The sequence below is a fragment of the Phascolarctobacterium succinatutens CAG:287 genome, assembly GCF_000434895.1.
Taxonomy (GTDB): domain Bacteria; phylum Bacillota; class Negativicutes; order Acidaminococcales; family Acidaminococcaceae; genus Phascolarctobacterium_A; species Phascolarctobacterium_A succinatutens_A.
Window position 1 is genome coordinate 25,668 of sequence record NZ_FR892828.1, and the last position, 19,474, is coordinate 45,141.

At 45.4% G+C, this 19,474-nt stretch carries 12 protein-coding genes; all 12 read left to right on the top strand.

The window, feature by feature from the left end; translation table 11 throughout:
- Positions 1–13: 13 nt before the first annotated feature.
- The 12 genes from BN587_RS12125 to BN587_RS11005 all read left to right on the top strand — a co-directional run bounded on the left by BN587_RS12125 (position 14) and on the right by BN587_RS11005 (position 19,339).
- Positions 14–1,348 (top strand): cobaltochelatase subunit CobN, encoded by a 1,335-nt coding sequence (locus tag BN587_RS12125; protein WP_021721185.1) that lies wholly within the window; start codon positions 14–16, stop codon positions 1,346–1,348.
- Positions 1,266–3,731 (top strand): cobaltochelatase subunit CobN, encoded by a 2,466-nt coding sequence (locus BN587_RS10955; RefSeq protein ID WP_303684979.1) that lies wholly within the window; start codon positions 1,266–1,268, stop codon positions 3,729–3,731. Before BN587_RS12125 ends, BN587_RS10955 begins: the two co-directional genes overlap by 83 nt.
- 122 nt (positions 3,732–3,853) lie before the next feature.
- A complete protein-coding gene (locus BN587_RS10960; protein ID WP_021721187.1) occupies positions 3,854–5,785 on the top strand; it encodes a TonB-dependent receptor plug domain-containing protein in 1,932 nt (643 codons plus the stop codon).
- A 168-nt stretch (positions 5,786–5,953) separates the two neighbouring features.
- The gene (locus BN587_RS10965; protein ID WP_021721188.1) at positions 5,954–6,913 is read left to right on the top strand and encodes an ABC transporter substrate-binding protein; all 960 of its coding nucleotides are present in this window, start codon (positions 5,954–5,956) and stop codon (positions 6,911–6,913) included.
- Positions 6,914–7,058: 145 nt separating this feature from the next.
- Complete coding sequence (locus tag BN587_RS12130) at positions 7,059–7,904, top strand: AlbA family DNA-binding domain-containing protein (RefSeq protein ID WP_021721189.1); 846 nt, start codon at positions 7,059–7,061, stop codon at positions 7,902–7,904.
- Entirely contained in the window at positions 7,901–8,581 is a 681-nt protein-coding gene (locus BN587_RS12135; protein ID WP_021721190.1) for an ATP-binding protein, read from the top strand. The genes BN587_RS12130 and BN587_RS12135 overlap by 4 nt, the downstream gene beginning before the upstream one ends.
- Before the next feature lie 217 nt (positions 8,582–8,798).
- Positions 8,799–10,721: a TonB-dependent receptor plug domain-containing protein gene (locus tag BN587_RS10980; protein WP_021721191.1), complete on the top strand. Its 1,923-nt coding sequence runs from the start codon at positions 8,799–8,801 to the stop codon at positions 10,719–10,721.
- A gap of 87 nt (positions 10,722–10,808) precedes the next feature.
- Complete coding sequence (locus tag BN587_RS10985) at positions 10,809–11,786, top strand: ABC transporter substrate-binding protein (protein ID WP_021721192.1); 978 nt, start codon at positions 10,809–10,811, stop codon at positions 11,784–11,786.
- Between the two features lie 130 nt (positions 11,787–11,916).
- Positions 11,917–15,627: a cobaltochelatase subunit CobN gene (cobN, locus tag BN587_RS10990; RefSeq protein WP_021721193.1), complete on the top strand. Its 3,711-nt coding sequence runs from the start codon at positions 11,917–11,919 to the stop codon at positions 15,625–15,627.
- Between the two features lie 98 nt (positions 15,628–15,725).
- Positions 15,726–16,754 carry an ATP-binding protein gene (locus tag BN587_RS10995; protein WP_021721194.1) on the top strand — a complete coding sequence of 343 codons (1,029 nt, stop codon included), beginning with the start codon at positions 15,726–15,728 and terminating at the stop codon, positions 16,752–16,754.
- Positions 16,755–16,766: 12 nt separating this feature from the next.
- Positions 16,767–18,725 carry a VWA domain-containing protein gene (locus tag BN587_RS11000; protein ID WP_021721195.1) on the top strand — a complete coding sequence of 653 codons (1,959 nt, stop codon included), beginning with the start codon at positions 16,767–16,769 and terminating at the stop codon, positions 18,723–18,725.
- Positions 18,726–18,781: 56 nt separating this feature from the next.
- Positions 18,782–19,339: a hypothetical protein gene (locus tag BN587_RS11005; protein WP_021721196.1), complete on the top strand. Its 558-nt coding sequence runs from the start codon at positions 18,782–18,784 to the stop codon at positions 19,337–19,339.
- Positions 19,340–19,474: the final 135 nt, after the last annotated feature.

Sequence of the window (19,474 nt, forward strand, 5' to 3'; positions counted from 1 at the left end):
GAGGAGCAGGAAAGTGGCAAACATCATTTTTGTGACTAACATGGAACCCCATTATGTTGGTATGCGCGATGCTTTAAACACCATGGAGAACAAAGAAATCAGTGACGCTGTCGAAGTAATTCAAATAAATGACAGTGAGCAGTGGAACGGCTATTGGCAGCAGAAACTGCAGTATGCTGACTTTTTCTTTTGTACCTGGATGGGTACAGGTTTGAGCTGTGATTATCTGAAAAAAGCTTCTGCCTTTTTACAGCAAAAGAAGCTGCGCCATCTTTTTGATATCATTGACCCCGGGGATGATAAGATGGATTACGGCCTGCAGGAGGAGCAAAAGAGCCTGCTGAAGCAATATCTGGCCTGCGGTGGTCTGAAGAATTATCAGAATCTGTGCTTATATCTTGTTGATGCCTTTACGCAGCAAATGATAGCTTATAAGCTGCCGGAACAACTGCCTTGGTGCGGAATTTATCATCCGGATTTTAAGAATGAGTTTGTTGAGCTTGAGGCTTATCTGGCAAAGCATTATGACAGCAGCAAGCCTACTGTAGGTTTTATTTTTTCGCGTGAGGATTGGCTTTGGCAGCGTCTTGCATATCAAAATGAAATTATCAAGGCGGTGGAAGCACAAAACTGTAATGTTATTGCTGTATTTAGCACTACCATGCCTAATGAACAGACTGGTGCAGTAAGCTTAGACACAGCATTTGAAAGGTTTTTTTATCAAGATGGTAAGCCCTGTATAGATGTTCTTATTAATCCCTTTGTATTTTCATTGACAGTTACAGGATTTTTAAAGCTGCAGGATTTGCAGCAGCTTGGTGTGCCTGTGCTGCAGGTAGTAAATACCTATATGCCTTATAAGTGGTGGCAGCAGAGCATGGTAGGCCTTACACCGAATGAGGTTTCCTATGCTGTGTGCATGCCTGAATTTGATGGTGCTCTGCATTCCGTGCCAGTTTCCACCAATGAGGAACGTGAGGACGGTACACATTATCGCATGCCGCTTGCAGACCGCATTGATATGCTGGCAAGAAAGGCGCGCAAGCTGGCCTCGTTGCGTTATAAAAAGCCTTGTGATAAAAAAATAGCGATAGTTTTTCATAATTATCCGCCGACCAATTCCAATATCGGCAGCGCTGCCAGTCTGGATTCGATTGAAAGCGTACGCCTATTGTTGGAGGAAATGCAAAAGCAAGGCTATAGGCTTGATAATATACCGACAGACAGTCAGTCGTTTATTAATGATATAACAGCACATGCTACAAATGACAGACGCTTTATCTCTGAGGCATTATTGGAAAAGGCAGACGGCAAGCTGGAAAAGATGGACTATAAAAGTTTTTTTTGAGCAGCTTCCGGTAAAAACACAGGAGCAGCTTTTGCGTGATTGGGGTGAAGCACCGGGCGAGGTTTTTCGTTATGGTGACGTGTTGATTGTTCCAGGTATGCTTAACGGTAATATATTCATTACTGTACAGCCTCCGCGTGGCTTTGGTGATGATCCGGGAAAAATTTATCATTCGCCGGATTGCGCACCGACACATCATTATCTTGGCTTTTATCATTGGTTGCGTGATATTTGGGGCGCGGATGCCATGATTCACGTGGGAACGCATGGTAATCTGGAGTGGTTGCCGGGAAAGGGTAATGCTATGAGTAATGCCTGCTACCCTGATATCTGCACAGGTGATATTCCTAACATCTATCCCTATTGGATTACCTGTACCGGTGAAGGCATTCAGGCTAAGCGCCGCAGTGCTGCCTGCCTGATAAGCTATTTGTCCGCTCCTATGAGCATTTCCGGTACATACGAAGAATTGGCAGATTTGGAAAACCTGTTGGAGGAATATTGTCATTTTAAAAATGATGATGCTGCCGCTGCGGGTATGGACAGCATCAAAGAAATGATTCGCAGCAAAGCTGCAGAATGTAATCTTGACAAGGATGTTCCGGAAAGTGAAGCAGAGGACTTTGATGATTATATTGGCAAGCTGCATAACTTTATTACGGATTTAAAGAATATGCAGATCAGTACAGGCCTGCATGTTTTGGGCGTGCCTCCGGAAGGAGAAGAGCTGGTAGAATATCTGTTGGCGTTGACGAAGCTGGATAACGGTAAGGTGCCGTCATTGATGAAAAACCTTGCTGCAATGCATGGGCATGATTACTATGAGCTGATGGAGCACAGCGAGCAGATGCTGGCTGATGGCAGCATGACCTATGGTATGCTTTTGGATAAAATACGCGAGCAGGCAAGAGAAGCTATCTTGATTTTGCAAAAAAATTCTTTTGATGCTACTAAAATTGAAGCAGTGTTTAACTTATCCTGGGCGAAGTATTTACAGGGGGAAATGCGGGATAAGCTGCTGCAATCTCTGACGTATATCTGCGAGCATATTGCCCCCAGTCTGCTTATGACTGCCTTGGAGCAGGAAAATACTTTAAACGCATTAAACGGCAAATATATTGACCCTTGTCCCAGCGGTGCGCCTACAAGCGGCGGCGCTGATTTGCTGCCTACGGGACGCAATTTTTACAGTATCGACCCACGATGCCTGCCGACGAAGCCTGCCTGGGAAATCGGTAAGCAGATGGCAGAGGATGTTATCGGCAGATTTATCGAAGAAGAAGGACGTTATCCGGAAAGCGTCGGTATAATTTTGTGGGCTACGAGTAATTTGCGTAATCACGGACAATGCGTTGCCGAATTCTTATATCTGATGGGCTTACGTCCTGTGTGGCAGCCTGGAAGCCAACGCGTTGTTGACTTAGAGGTGATTCCTTTGGAGGAGCTGCAGCGTCCGCGTGTAGATGTAACAGGACGTATTAGTGGTCTCTTTAGGGACAGTATGCCCGGAAGTGTTATCTGGCTAGATGATGCTGCGCAGAGAATAGCATCTCTGGATGAGCCGACTGAGCTGAACTTTGTGCGTAAGCATGTGCTGGAGGAAGCAGGCGAGCTGGAAAAATCAGGCTTGGATAAGCAGGCGGCCTGGAGACAGGCTTCGTATCGCGTGTTCGGTGATCCTCCGGGAGCACATGGCGCCGGTACAGGTGCTGTTTTAGAAGCGAAAAATTGGGAAACGATTGATGATATTGCTGCAGTATATACCAGATGGGGTGCACATGCCTATGGTAAGGGCAGTGAAGGCACCTATATGCCGGAGGTCTTTAAAAAGCGTATGGCGCAGATAGATATCACAGTGCAAAATGTTGACCACAGGGAATCTTCTATGCTCAGCGGTGATGATTATAATAATTATCGCGGCGGTATGATTGCAGCAGTACGCAGTTACAAGGGCAGTATGCCGCGCAATTACGTCAGCGATAGCTCTGACCGGAGCAAGGTACAGCTGCGTAGCCTTACGGAAGAGCTTAAACGTTGGTTTCGTGGTGAAGCTATGAATCCTAAATATATTGAAGGCATGAAAAAGCATGGCTATAAAGGCGCCGGCGATTTGGCAACGTATGTTGCGGTGAGCTATCAATGGGATGCAACCAGCGATATTATGGAAAACTGGATGTATGAAAAATATGCTGCCAAGTATGCCTTGGATAAGGATATGCAGAAATGGATGCAGGAGGTAAATCCGTGGGCGCTGCACCGTATTACAGAAGTTTTGCTGGAGGCGGAGCAGCGTGGTATGTGGCAGGCTAAGCCGGAAACAAAGCAGGCCTTGCAAGAGTTGTTTCTGTCGATGGAGGGGGAATTGGAGGAACGAGGAGAATAAATTTTCCCTTGACTGTATGAACGGTATATAGTTTAAAATGATACAGGTTTAGTAATAGAACAGGACTACGAAAGATTAGCTGTTTTAAAACTAACTGTTTTTTAGAAAGGATGCATGAGTAAATGGAAAAAACAAAGTTATTAAGTAATGCTATTTTGATGTCAATGCTCATGAGCACAAGCGTGCTCTGGGGGGGGACGGCGTTAGCTGCTGAAGAAACACCAGAATATTTACTGGGAGAATTAGTTGTAACTGCAAGCAGAGTTGAACAAAAGGCGTTTGATACGCAAGCTGATGTTACAGTTATTACACGTGAAGATTTAGAGAAAAAGCATTATACTGACTTAGGTGATGCATTAAAGGATGTACCAGGTGTCACCTTACAAAATTATGGTGTTACTGGTGAAAACTATTCCTCTAACAGACTGTATATTAATGGTTCTTCAAACTTAGTAGTTTTGGTTGATGGTATGCGTGCCAACGTTAATGGTTCTACCTCCGGTGCTTTATCTCCGTCTGAATACGCAAATCTGGATACTGTAGAAAGAATTGAAATACTGAAAGGTTCTGCTTCGACTCTGTATGGTGCTGATGCTGTTGGCGGTGTTATTAACATTATCACAAGAAAGCAAACGGAGAATGGTGTACGTACTTCTATAAGTGCAATTGGTGGTAGCTATAATCGTCAGACCTACAGATTCATGAACCAAGGTAATGTAGACGGAACCTATTGGATGGTTGCTGCTCAGAAAAACTTGGCGAAAGATTTCAAAGATGCTGATGGGGATAAGATTTCTCACAAAGTTGACAGCAAGGATTATAAGCTGACTTTAGGTCATAAATTTGGTGATAATGCTGATGTTACATTAAAATATAGCAAATATAAATCCGATTATGAAAGACCTGCTAATGGCGGTTTGTTACCACAGCTTGCCGACAGAAATAAAGGTAAAAAGGATATTGATAAATTATCTTTGGCATGGCAGCAAAAACTGACTGATGAATTAAGCAACAGCATGGTTATATATCGCAATACTAATAACCTTAATGACAGCTATAATAAGCCGAAAAGCATTTGGCTGATGGACTTAAAAACTGTTGGCTTTACTGACCAGTTGACCTACAAAGTTGACAATAATACATTGATTGCCGGCTATGATTATTACAAAGATACTGTTAATGATTATTCTGCTTCTGGCGGTTCTAATAAATTTAGCGGAAAAAGCATTGATAACAAGGCATTCTTTATTCAGGATGAATTCAAGTTTGCGAAATTCTTCAATATTACCCCTGGTTTGAGATACACTAAAACTTCTCAGTTCGGCAGTAATACTTCTAAGAGTGTGACTATTGGCTATGATAATGATAAAACCAATGTATACGCGTCTTACAAAGAGTTTTTTGTCGCACCTAAAATTGCGGAATTGTATTCTAAATATGGTGACCCGTCATTAAAAGCAGCAGATGGTAATACCAAGGAAATCGGTATTAAGCAACAGCTTGGTAATGACTTTACCGCAACATTGAGCTACTTTAAAACAAAGGCTTCTAATATGATTGCTTACAATGGTGCAACAGGTCATTATGCTAATATTGCCAGCGAGAATACCTATGGTTGGAATTTTGGCTTAAATAAGAAATTTAGTGATAAATTTTCTTCCTATGTAAATTACACGCATATTGATATAGCTCCGGAAACTGCAAAGAAAAACAGCAACCGTGATGGCTATATTCCCAGAGGTGAATGGAAAATCGGTGCAGATTATACTTTAGATAAACTGAATGTAAATATGTTTGCTAAAGCTATTGTAAAACGTCCTGGCCGTATGGTAACTCAAAGTACCGTTCCTGACAGCTTTAAATCTTTCTGGCTGTGCGATTTGAATGTAAACTATAAAGCTACAGATAATATTAAAGCATTCTTTAAAGTAAACAACCTCTTTAATAAGCTGTATACCGATCAATGCTATAATATGACTCCGCTTGATTCTAGTTCCAACTGGTATCCTGCACCGGGACGTAACTTCCAAGTAGGCGTAGAATACACCTTCTAATCAGCCCCTAACCTTATTCATATACACTTAACTCCTTTGAGAAAGGCAGAGCAGAGCAAAATCTGTTCTGCCTTTCTCATATGCCAAACTGCTATAACTTGCTTATGTCGAAAGCTGATGTTCGTGCTATAATAGCTATACTGAAAGAAAATAAAGGATGAAGAAAATATGTCGAAACAAAAATATCAAAAGATAATAACAGCACTGCTGCTGTGTTTGAGTATACTTTTAATAGTTGCAGGCTGCAGCAGTGATAGTGCGCAAAAATCGAACAGTACTGCGGCCTATACTGTTACGGATTCGCAGGGGCATAAGCTGTATTTTAAAGAAAAGCCCCAGCGCATTATATCTATGTCTATAAGCACTGATGAAATCCTCATTGACCTTGTACCAAGCAGCCGCATTGCTGCCTTCTCACGTCTGGTGGACGACCCGGGGATATCCAATATTGTAGAGCGGGCGCAGAGTGTGGGAAGCAGAGTAGATGGCCAAAGCTCGGAGGCAATTATGGCGTTGCACCCTGATTTAATATTGATACCGGATTTTGTTAAGCCGGAGGTAATTCAGTCGCTACGCGATATGAACCTGCAGGTTTATGTCTATAAAACTCCCAAAAGCTTTGAAGATGTACGTGAGTGCATACGCTTTTTGGGCGAGGCCGTTGGCGAAAAGGAACGCGGCGAAATGATGGTTACCGCGATGGACGAGCATCTGAAGAAGGTGCAGGATAAAATAGGCAAAATTCCTAAGGAAAAACAGAAGCGTATAGTTTTTATGCGCAGTAACGGTGCCTACTACAGTCCGGAGGCTTCGTTTAACGATGTCTGCAAATATGCGCAGGTGCGCAATGCCTTGGAGGAGCTGCATTATGATAAGCCTGGTATCGTCAATCAGGAGGCCGTGGTTCAGCTCAATCCGGAGGTGTTTTTACTCGCAGGCTGGAATTATGACGGTCAGCATGATCCGAAGCAGATGGAGGAGGAGCTGCTGAACAATTCCAGTTACCAGACTACGGACGCAGTGAAAAACAGAAAGGTCTATACAGTGCCGGCGAAGCATGTGCTGTGCGTGTCGCAGTATATTGTCAACGCTGTAGAGGATTTGGCAGACGCTGTATATAGTAAATAAAATTATCAATGACGTCGGTGAGCGGTGAAATGCTGCTTGCCGACTTTTTTATGCAACAGTTGCCAAAATGGTTGCAAAACATATTGACTAGTTGTCAAAAAGTTGCTAAACTATAGATAAGTAGCAACGGAAAGGAAGAAAAAGTATGCAAACTGAAGACTTACGCAAGCTTGTTGACAAGATACAACGCCTGCAATGCGAAATGCAAACAGTAGAACTTAAATCTGCTAATAAGGGCTGTCCTACACGTTTATACGATACATTGTCGAGTTTTGCTAATCAGGACGAGGGCGGCGTTATCGTGTTCGGCATAGATGAAGGCAAAGGATTTGAGGTTGTCGGCGTTTATGATGCGCAGGATTTGCAGAAAAAGGTAACGGAACAGTGTAATCAGATGTCGCCGTGCGTGCGTGCTTTATTTACTGTTTGCGAAATAGATGACAAGGTTGTAGTTTCGGCAGAGATTCCGGGGCTTGATGTCGCAGAAAGACCGTGTTTTTATCGTGGTACAGGCAGATTGAAAGGCGCTTATATACGTGTGGGCGATGCTGATGAACCGATGAGTGAATATGAAATTTACAGCTATGATGCCTTCCGCAAGCGTATCCGAGACGATATTCGCGAAGCAACGGGTGCACGCAGAAGCTTTTTTGATGAAGAAAAGCTGGCTTGCTTTTTGCAGGCAGTAAAAAAAGACCGCAAAAATCTTGCTAAGCATGTCAGTGATGAAGAAATCCTGGAGCTGATGGGTGTTACGGTAAACGGACAGCCGACGTTAGCGGGCGAGCTGTGTTTTTCTAAATATCCGCAGGGAGCTTTTCCACAGCTTTGCATTACGGCTGTTGCTTTGCCCGGCAATGTAATGGGCGAGCCGGGATTACAGGGCGAGCGCTTTATTGATAATGAGCGTATTACCGGCACGATAGATGAAATGGTAGACGAGGCGGGTGGTTTTTTTTTTTCCCACAAAAACCCACGGTTGATTTTGTGAACCGCAACAGCCGCCACAGTACGATTATTGATGATAAGGGCAAGCGTGCAGACAGAGATGAGTATCCTTTAAAGGCAGTGCGTGAGGCGATTCTTAATGCATTGGTACATCGCGATTACAGTATTCACTCGGAAAACGTGCCTGTGCGTCTGGAAATATATCGTAATCGTCTGGAGATTATTTCCAGCGGTGGCTTATATGGCAAGCTGACGATTGATTCATTAGGCAAAGTACGTCCGGATACACGTAACAGTGCTTTGGCAAATATTTTGGAGCTGCTGCATGTTACCGAAAACCGTTACAGCGGCATTCCGACTATTTATCACGAGCTGGAAAAGGCACAGCTGCCGCCGCCGGTTTTTGCTGTACGTCATGGCGAGTTTGTAGTTACCTTTAAGAGTAAAATTGCCCAGGTGTATGATATGCCTGCTTCTGGCGTTGGCGCTGTACATGAGGAGCAGGTGCAATATAGTAGCAATCAGGCGGACAGCGTTGAAGAACGATTGTTGGCATTCTGCGCAGTGCCGCGCTCCAGACAAGAGATTATTGCTTTTCTGGGCTTTTCGCGCTATTATTCCATGTCGAAAATTGTGCAGCCGTTGATTGATGACGGCAAAATTGCTTTGACGCTACCGGATAAGCCTAAAAGCTCCAAGCAGAGATATGTGAGAAAATAATAATGTAGTATGCAATGCCAGGCAGGACGGATTTATTATAAAAGCGGAATGGCTCTCAGAAAGAAAAATAATAAAATAAAAATCCTTGACTATATGAACACTTTATAGTTTACACTGATGCATGTTTCAATAGATAGCACAGGACTATGAAAGACTAGGTGTGTCTGGACGGAAACAAAAAATAAAACGATGGCTATGAAAGGATTGGAAATCAACAATGAACAAAGTCAAGGCATTAAGTAATGCGGTATTGATGTCAGTACTTATGAGTACAAGTGTAGTTTGGGGTACAACCGCTTTTGCTGCTGATAATCTGCAGGAGTATTCTTTGGATACGATGGTTGTTACTGCAAGCCGCACAAGTGAAGAAGAATTTAAAGCAAATGCAAATATTCAAGTAATTACACGCAAGCAGATAGAAGAACGTCATTTTGACAATATTAGCCAAGCTTTGAGAGATATTCCTGGGGTATTTATTGCACATTATGGTTCTAATGGAGAGGGTTCTATTTCTAATAACCTTTATATTAATGGCTCTTCTAATGTTGTTGTTTTAATTGATGGACAACGCGCAAATATTAATGGTAGTTGCGGTACTGCGGGAAAAATGGCTTTAGCCGAAATTAGCAATATGGAAGGTGTTGAAAAAGTAGAAATTTTAAAGAGTTCTGCGTCTACTTTGTATGGTTCTGATGCTCAAGGTGGTGTTATTAATATTATCACAAGAAAAATTAAAGATGGTGAGTCAAAAAGTAAAATAACGGCTATAACAGGCAGTTATGATAGAGAACAATATAACTTCTCGCATAGTGGTAGTAAAGATGGGTTTTATTGGAATATTTCTGCTCAAAAGAAACGTACGGGAGACTATAAAGACGGATGGGGTAGAAAAATTGTAGATAAGTTAGATGCTACAAATAATACATATAAAATAGGGAAACGTTTTAATGATAATGCAGAGTTATTTGTAAATTATATGACATATAAATCTGATTATGTTATCACTAATAGCGGTTGGAGTGCACCTGACATTACACCTGGTACAAGAGATAATTCACGTTTTGAGACTGTTTATAATCAAAAAGTAAATAATAATTTAGAAAACAACTTATCTTATTTTAGAAATAGAAACAAGGGACAGGAAAAGGATTATTTTAAAGTCAATGACTTTACTACAGAGGGTTTTAGTGATCAATTAACTTACAAAGATGGTAAACATACTATAGTAAGTGGCATTGATTATTATAGGGATAAAGTTAATTTGTATAAAAATAAATCCGCTAACACAAGCGGTGTGAAAATTAGCAACAAATCATTTTTTGTGCAAGATGAATGGACATTTAATGATAAATGGAAATTCACTAGCGGCTTAAGAATGGACGACCAATCTAGATACGGACGTGCGAATACACCTAGCTTTGTTTTGGGTTATAGTCCTAGCGATAAAATTAATGCTTATTTCGGTTATAAACGTTTCTTTACAGCACCTTACATAGCTCATTTGTATAGCGCTGTTTATGGTAATCCTGATTTAAGAGCAGAACGTGGTACCTCGTTAGAAGCTGGTATGAATTTCATTATTGATGATACAACTACTGGTAGCTTAAATGTTTTTAAACGCGACTCAAATGATGCTATGGCTTATGATGCTACACCTACTGCAACTCATCCAAAAGGACAATATGTAAATATTGCTCAAGAACATGCAAGAGGTGCTTCTTTAAGATTAAGCAAAATCTTAGGAAATGGTTTCAGTGCTAATGTTGGTTATAACTATTTATATATTAAGCCAGATGCCGGCAAAGCACCTAACAGAAATGGTGCAATGCCAAGAAGTAACTTTAATTTAGGTATGAATTACAACAGCAGTAAATTTGATGTAGATTTAGCAGGTCGTTTGACCGTTGGCAAAGCTCAGAACAGATCTAAAAACCAAACAATTGGTAAATCGTTTAGAACATATTGGGTTTGGGATAGTGTTGTTAACTACAAACCGACAAAAACAATAAATATTTTTGGTAGGGTTAACAATATATTTAATAGAATGTATACTGAGACAAGCTATGAATTGAATCCTAACGATAAATGGTTCTCAGCACCGGGCAGAAACTTTGAATTAGGAGTAGAGTATAGTTTCTGATAGATTAAGGCAGCTAACACTCCCGAAAAAGTGGGGCGGACATATTCCGTCCTGCTTTTTCATATAACAGGAAAATGAGGTGAAAGAATGTGGAAGAATTTACTGCTGCTTTTACTGCTGCTGGCATTTTGCACAGCAGGCTGTCAAAAGCAGTATGTTGAAAAAACAAGCGGGGCAGCCTATCAGGTAGTTGATTCGCAGGGGACTGTAATAAAATTTGCGCAAAAGCCCCAGCGTATTATGACTACGCATTTTAATCTGGATAATATTGTAATGGGACTTGTTGATGAAGAGCGTGTTGTTGCACTTTCTAAATCAATGTATGATGCTTCGGTATCTTATATCAGTACTGAGGCAATCAAAAAGCCTACAAAATTAAACTATGATTTTTCTTCAGAGCAGGTTCTGGCGCTCAAGCCGGATTTAATCATCGCCCGTGAAAGCACAGGTGAAAACCGCATACAGACCTATCGCGCCATGGGGATACCTGTATACGTGGTGAGCAATGCGAATAATGTGGAAGAGATAAAAAAGCAGATTCAGGAGATAGGTCAGGCTGTGGGGGAATCAGAGCGTGCGGAAAAGCTACAGCAGAGAATGCAGACACAGCTTGACTATATCAAAAGCAAGGTTGATAGCGCTAGCATGAAGCCAAAAAGTGTGATGCTTGTTTCTAAAATGAACCATAATTACGGTGGTAAGGGCTCTTTTTTTGATGATATGTGCCACTTTGCCGGGGTGAAAAATGCACCTGCAGAGATAGGGGTGCTCAATGGTCAGCTGATGGACAAAGAAGTAATGCTACGTGCTAACCCAGATTACTTTCTGCTTTCACTGTCCTGGGAGCTTAAGCATGATAATAAGGACGGGTATAAAAAGGAATTTTTGGAGGATCCTGCGTTGGCTAATCTGGAGGCGGTCAAGAATAATCATGTTTGCTATTTGAAGGACAAGTATTTATATGCTTCCAATCAAAACTGCGTATGGGCGATTAAGAAGATTGCCAATCTTGCTTATGGAAATATATTTACTGATGAAGAGGAAGTTTTTCTTAAGGGATATTAGCAAATAAGTCTGAAGTGCTTGACTGTATGAGAACTATATAGCGTAATATTATTTTATTGTGAGGGCGATGGTTGTTCGTCCTCATTTTTATGAAAGCATAGGAGTATCGATAATTTTCGGAGGTGAAAGAATGCAACAAATTTTATTTCTCACCAATATGGAGCAGACTGCAGCCTATCTGCAGGATGCATTGAAGCTGGCGCAGCAGACGCAGAAAGCTGTCACAGGACAGGTGCTGTATGTCCCAAGCGATACAGAATGGACGAGGGATATGGAAAAGCAGCTGCAGCAGGCGGAGGTTGTCATTTTCCCCTGGATGGGAACTGGCCTGAGCACTAAGTTTCTGTCGGAATCTTCATCATATCTGCTGGCCAATAAGAAGAAGCACGTTTATCTGATGACCGGTAATCCGGAGGATGTGCTGCATGGAGGTTTGTCTGAGGAGGAACTGCGGCGCATTAATGATTACTACAAATTCGGCGGCCTGCAGAACTGGACAAATTTGTGGCTGTGGCTGGCGCAGCAGTTTTTGCAGGCAGGATGTAATGCGCCTGCTCCCGAGCTTTTGCCGTGGGATGGCATTTATCATCCTCGTGCAGGCAAGGTATACGATGATGTAGAAGAATATAGCCGCGATTTTTGCATAGCAGGCAAACCGACGCTGGCTGTTGTCTTCTTCCGCAGTGACTGGTTATGGGGCAACAATGTTTTTGCCGATACTGTTATCAGAGAGATTGAAGCGCAGGGCTGCAACGCCTTATGCTTCTTCTCCACAAGCTCGCCTGACGCCGCAAGCGGCTGCGGCGGCTTTAAAGAAGCCTTAAGCAAGTATGTTTGCGCGGACGGCAAATGCTATGCTGATGTTTTCATCAACACTATAAAATTTTCACTGTTCAGCATCCGTGCCTGCGCACTTGATGATTTGACCAAGCTCAATATCACGGTACTGCAGGCCTATACCTTGTACCGTTCATATCAGGAATGGTATGAAAACTTTGACGGCATGAGTGCCGTAGAGGTGGCGTACAGTGTGAGTCTGCCGGAATTTGATGGTATTATCCATAGCTGCCCTGTGACGACGATGGAGCGTGATGCTGAGGGCAAGCAGGTTACGCAGACGATTGCGGAGCGCATGAATATGTTGGTGCGCAAAGCCAAAAAGCTGGCACTTTTGCGCATCAAGCCGAACGCAGAAAAGAAAATTGCTATTGTTTTTCACAACCATCCGTCGACCAATTCCAACATTGGCAGCTGTTCGGCGATAGACAGTATTGAAAGCGTGCGCCTGCTGCTGCAGGATTTGCGGGATGCAGGTTATGTCGTTGACCATATTCCGGCGGACAGGCAGGAGTTTATTGACGAGCTGATTGCCGGTGCGACGAATGACAGGGACTACATGAGCGAAAAGCAGATTGATAATGCCGATGCCAAGCTCCTCGTCAGTGCATACCGCGATTATTATAAGACACTGCCGGAAAAGGTACAGCAACGCTTGGAGCAGGATTGGGGCGAAGCGCCAGGTGATGTTTTCTTTTATGATGATTTTCTGTTGATTCCCGGAACGATGAATGGCAATATTTTTATTACGATGCAACCGCCGCGCGGATTTGGCGAGGATCCGGATAAAATCTATCATTCGCCAGACTGCGCGCCGACACACCATTATTTGGGCTTTTATCACTGGCTGCGCGATATCTGGGGCGCAGATGCTATGATGCATATTGGTACGCACGGCAGTTTAGAATGGCTTCCGGGCAAGGGTGTAGCGATGGGTGATGAATGCTATCCCGATATCTGTACCGGCGATTTACCTAATGTTTATCCCTATTGGGTTGTGGATACAGGCGAGGGCATACAGGCCAAACGCCGCAGTGCGGCCTGCCTCATCAGTTATCTCTCGGCGCCGCTTAGCATCAGCGGTGTGTATGATGAGCTGGCGGAGTTGGAAAAGGCTTTGGAGGAATATGTGCACTTTAAGGCTGATAAGGATGCCGATTTGAGCGAGCCGATGGCACAAATCAGAGAGAAAGCTGCTGCTGCCGACCTTACAGACGAGGTACGTGAGGAGGATGCCGCTGATTTTGACGATTATGTAGGTCATCTGCACACATATCTGACGGATTTGAAGAATATGCAGATGACTACCGGACTGCATATCATGGGTAATCCGCCGCAGGGCGAAAAGCTTACGGAATATCTTTATGCGTTGGTGCGCTTGGAAAATCCTGATATGCCGTCACTGCCCAAAACCTTGGCGCAGGCTTACGGCTATGATTATTATGAGCTGATTGACAACAGTAGTAAGCTGTTGCCGGACGGTATTTTGAGCTACGGTATGCTGCTTGATAAAATTAACGGCCAATGCTTGGAGATTATCCGTCTGCTGCAAAATGATGGTTTCGTAGTCCACGAAGATAAATTGCGGGCGTTGGAGTGCGTAAAATGCTGGGATGAAGCTGTACAGCAGAAGATAATTAAAATTGCCGGCTTTATCTGCGATAAGCTGTATCCCAGTCTGGCGCATACTACCTGGGAACGCAGCAACTGTATTCGTGCGCTGCAGTCAGAATATATTGAGCCTAGCGCCGGCGGTGCGCCTACGAGCGGAGGTGCCGAGATTTTGCCGACCGGACGCAATTTTTACGGCGTTGATCCGCAGCTCCTGCCTACGCCCGTAGCGTGGAAAATCGGTTCGCAGATGGCAGAGGACGTAATTAACAAGTTTGTGGCGGAGGAAGGGCGTTATCCCGAAAGTGTTGGTATTTTGCTGTGGGCAACCTATAACATGCGCTCTAATGGTCAGTGTATGGCGGAATTTATGCGCCTGATGGGCGTGCGCCCCATCTGGCAAAAGGGAACCCTGAAGGTGACAGGCATCGAGATTATTCCGCTTGATGAGCTGAAGCGTCCACGTGTTGATGTTACCGGACGCATCAGTAGTCTGTTCCGTGATACGCTGCCGGGAGCAGTTTGCTGGCTGGATAAGGCAGTGCAGCAGGTGGCAGCACTGGATGAGAGCTTTGAAGACAACTTTGTGCGCAAGCATGTGGTGGAGGAATCTCAGCGATTAGAAAGCGAGGGCGTGGATAAGGAGCTGGCCTGGCGGCAGGCATCCTACCGCATTTTCGGCGACCCGCCGGGAGCGCATGGCGCGGGCGTGAGCGCACTTTTGGCTTCCCGCAATTGGGATGACCTGGGCGATATTGCTGATGTGTATGTGCGTTGGGGTGCACATGTCTATGGCGAGGGCGAAAAAGGTCAGTACAGGCCGCAGCTGTTTACAGAGCGGATGGCAAAGCTGGAGGTTACTGTAAGCAATATTGATAACCGCGAGTCTAACTTGTTGAATTCCGATGATTATAACGCTTACCGCGGCGGCATGATTGCTGCAGTGCGTAATTTCAGCGGCAAGATGCCGAAAAACTATTGCAGTGACAGCTCTGACCGTCAGCATGTGGTGATTCGCACGCTGGCAGAGGAGGTCAAGCGCCTGTTCAGAGGCGAAGCGATTAATCCCAAATATATACGGGGCATGAAGGAGTTTGGCTATAAGGGAGCAGGCGATTTGGCAACATATGTTGCCAATTGCTTCCAATGGGATGCTACCAGCGCTGTTATGGAGGACTGGATGTATGAAAAGTTTGCGGAAAAGTACGCTTTGGACAAAGATATGCAAAAATGGTTTGCTGAGGTTAATCCTTGGGCTTTGCGCAGACTGACGGAGGTTTTGCTGGAGGCGGAGCAGCGCCGGCTGTGGAACGCCAAGTCGCAGACTAAGCAGTCACTGCAGGAGTTGTTGCTGAATATCGAAGGCGAAATCGAAGAACGCGGCGATGCATAAATTTTTTCCCTAAATCGCTTGCGTGTATACCTAGTAGACACTGTATAATTAGATACATATTTTATTGATAGCTCTTTTTAATAAACGGAGGAATATAAATGAAACGTACTGCTGTATATCCTTTTACTGCGATTGTAGGACAGGAGGAAATGAAGCTGTCCCTGATTTTGAATGTTATTAACCCGGCCTTGGGCGGTGTTTTGATTAAAGGTGAAAAGGGCACGGCCAAATCCACCGCTGTGCGCGCTCTTGCCGAGCTGCTGCCGCCGATGGCGGCTGTGCACGGCTGTCGCTTCCACTGTGACCCGCACAGCAGCCAGCTGTGCGATGACTGCACTGCCAAGCTGCAGGCAGAGGGCACCTTGCCGGAGGAAACCATCAACATGCGCGTGGTTGAGTTGCCTGTAAGTGCAACCGAGGACCGCGTTGTCGGCACTCTGGATATTGAGCATGCGATTAAGCATGGTGAGAAAAAGTTTGAACCAGGTATTTTGGCGCAGGCTAACCGCAATATTTTATATGTAGATGAAATCAACCTGTTGGATGACCATGTTGTTGACGTTCTGCTGGATGCCGCTGCTATGGGCGTAAACACCGTTGAACGCGAGGGCGTTTCCTATTCCCACCCCGCACGCTTTGTGCTGGTTGGCACTATGAACCCCGAAGAGGGTGACATCCGCCCGCAGCTTTTGGACCGCTTTGGTCTGAGCGTTGTTGTGACCGGCGAACATGACCCGCTGCAGCGCGTAGAGGTAATCAAACGCCGTCTGGCTTATGAAAACGATGCTGAGAGCTTTATTGCAGGCTATAAGGAAGCGCAGGAGGAGCTGGCAGAAAAAATTATCGCTGCTGGCAAACTGCTGCCGGAGGTGACCATTGACGATAAGCTGCTGGAAACCGTAGCTAAGCTTTCTGTTGAGCTGGGCGTAGACGGTCACCGTGCAGATATTACTGTGATCAAAACAGCGCTGACTCTGGCTGCCTTCAATGGTCGCAAGCAGGCTAACCTTGATGATTTGAAGGAAGCAGCTAAGCTGGTGCTGCCGCACCGTATGCGCCGCCGCCCGTTTGAAGAGGGCGAGCTGGATTGGAATAAGGTAGAGAGCTTTTTGGCTGCCGAAGCCTAAGGAGCGTTGACTATGCTGAAAAATAATCTTTATCCCTTTGCTGCGGTGGTGGGGCAGGAGGAGGCAAAAAAGGCCTTGCTCATTGCTCTGGTCAACCGCAGAGCAGGCGGCCTGCTCATAGGCGGTGCCAAGGGTACGGCAAAATCCGTGCTGGCCCGCAGTGTGCAGAGTTTGATTGGTGCGCAAAGGATGCTGACGCTGCCGCTGAATGTAACAGAGGATATGCTTTTTGGCAGCATTGACCTGGAGGCTGCCGTGAGCTTGGGTGAAAAACGCTTTTCCCCGGGCATTTTGGCGCGTGCTACGGATAACATTCTTTATATTGATGAAGCTAATCTGCTGCGTCAGGAGCTGCTGACAGCGGCATTGGATGCTAACAGCGCAGGTATAAATAATGTAGAGCGTGACGGTATCAGCTGCAGCCATGAGGTGCGCACGACCGTTATTGCTACGATGAATCCGGAGGAGGGCACTCTGCCCGGACATATTCTGGACCGCTTCGGCATGTACGCAGATATGCAGGCACTGCAGGATATCGGTCAGCGCGTGGAGGTTATCCAACGTGCCTTAGCATATAGTAACAATACCCTTGCGTTTTGTGAGCAGTATGCGGAAGAAACCGCTGCCTTGGCAGCGAAGGTTAAGGCAGCGCGTGAGCTGCTGCCGCAGGTTGAGGTGAGCGATGCGATGCTGATGCTTGTCGCTCAGCTGTGCTCTCAGGCCTTTTGTGCCGGCCATCGTGCGGAAATTTATCTGCTCGAGGCTGCGCGCGCTATCGCCGCCATGGCGGGGCGCGCTTACGTGCTGCCGAAGGACGTGGAGGAGGCAGCGCAGTTCGTGCTGCCGCACCGTATGCGCAAGCCGCCCGAGCAACAGCCCGAGGAGCAGGAGCAACAGGACGATAACCAAAACGAAGATGAAAACGAGCAGGACAACGAAGATAATCCTGACGATGAAAATAACGACGAGGACAACGAAGATAACCAGCTGCCGCCACCACCACCGCCCTTGGATAACGGCGATGATGACGAAGATGACGATGCTTCCGACGATGAGGACGAGGACGACGAAAGCGACGAGGACGAGCAGCAGCAGGAGCACAATAACAGTAATCTGGCACCGGAGGAGCAGCTTGCCGATATCGACAAAAGCTTCCGCTTGCCGAAGATGCTGCTGGATTTGGGCAAGGACCGCAATGTGCGCCGTGGCAGCGGCAAACGCAGCGTGACCAAGACTGACCTGAAGCAGGGACGTTATGTGCGCGCCGAACAGCCCAAGAGCAAGGTTACGGACTTGGCCTTTGACGCAACCATCCGTGCTGCAGCGCCGTTTCAGCGTTTGCGTGAGGATAACGGCTGTGCGCTGAACATCAAGGAGGAGGATTTACGTCAGAAGGTGCGCGAAAAACGCATCGGCAACACCTTCCTGTTTGCAGTGGATGCCAGCGGCTCCATGGGTGCACGTGAGCGTATGCGCGCCGTTAAGGGTGCCATCTTCTACATGCTGCAGGAGGCGTACCAAAAGCGTGACCGCGTAGGTATGATTGCTTTCCGTCGTGATAAGGCGGATATGCTGCTGCCGATTACCCGCAGTGTGGACCTGGCGCAGAAGCGTCTGGCAGAAATGCCGACCGGTGGTAAAACGCCGCTGGCAGACGGCTTGGCGCTGTCGCTGCAGACGTTGGCCATGCTGAACAAGCGTGACAGCGAGCTGGAGCCGATTCTGATTGTTGTTACCGACGGACGTGCGAATGCCGTGCATGAGGGTGAAAAGGATCCTGTAGCTGCAGCAATCAGCATTGCTGAAAAAATCGCCAAGGCTAAAATTACCTCTGTAGTGATTGATACGGAAAGCGATTTTATCAAGCTGGGCTTGGCAAAGAAGGTTGCCGCCGCTATGCAGGCCAATTATTATACGCTGCAGAAGCTGTCTAAAGAAAATATAATTCGTATTGTAAGAAATTTGAATTAAAGATAAGAGTATAGTATACTAATAGATATATTAGCATACAAAGGAGTGGAGCTTTTATGAAAAAATTGCTTATTTTATTAATGACCTTATTTTGCTGCGCAACCGCATTTGCTGCTGATGCAGACAAAAAGCCTGCAACTCAGGAGGGTATGAACTGGGAAATCAGCATGATGCCTAAACCGAGCGAAGAAGAGCAGGAGCAGGCACGTTGGTCTATCGTTGTAGAAAACAACGTTGGCATTTATGCTTACGATATGGATTCCCTGACCTTCAGCAAGGTTACTAACGGTGTAGCAGATAAAAATATTGTCACTGTGCTGACCAAAACCGTCTTCACTGATAAGGATATACTGAAAAAGCTCAATGAAAAATACAAGGCTTCTCTGGCTAAAAAAGAGAAGGTGCAGTACTGCGAAATCGTTATGACTTTTAATCTGCAGGATAAAACCTACGGCGTAGAGGGCATGGATGTATATGGCAGCAAGAAAACTCTGCTGAGCCATCAGGCCAAAGAGCTGAAGTTTGTTCCGGTTCCGGCAGGCAGCTTTGCTGAGGCTATGCTGGAAGTCTGCCAACAGGCAGTGGCTGCTGATGCGCAAGCAGCAGCGAAATAATGCTGCGCCCCGATTTTACTCAGGCAAAAAACTATATATTACAACACAAACTCCTTAGTCTGCTTGCTATCTGTGTGATAGGCATTACCTTGACACTGGGCCTCAGGCATCTCTCCAACCAGTCTACGTCAAAAA